The 315-nt window shown below is 43.2% G+C and carries 1 pseudogene; it reads right to left on the minus strand.

Annotation, left to right across the window (positions count from 1 at the left end):
* Position 1: 1 nt before the first annotated feature.
* A pseudogene (lpxB, locus tag AB4585_RS29520) lies at positions 2-315 on the minus strand (lipid-A-disaccharide synthase); the annotation flags it as partial.

Consider the following 315-nt stretch of genomic DNA (forward strand, 5'->3'; position numbering starts at 1 on the left):
ATTACTTGCCTATCAAATTCAATACTGCGTTGGCTGCCTGCTTGTCGGCATCACGCTTGATCCAAGAGTGCATCTCTGTGAATTTCTCTGTCATGTAAGATGTATCGCCATCGATAATGTTTTGCATCGCTTCGAAGATATTCTGCGGATTACATTCTTCCATGATCAACTCTTTCAGCAACTCTTCATCAGCAAGGAGATTAGGCAAGCTGTAGTATTTATTGAGCATCATACGCTTGGCGATAAAGCCACTGAGCTTATTGACTTTATAGGCGGTGACCATAGGGCGATTAACTAGCATGCCCTCAAGTACAG

It is taken from the genome of Vibrio sp. 10N.222.49.C9 (assembly GCF_041474985.1).
Classification (GTDB): Bacteria; Pseudomonadota; Gammaproteobacteria; order Enterobacterales; family Vibrionaceae; genus Vibrio; species Vibrio crassostreae_C.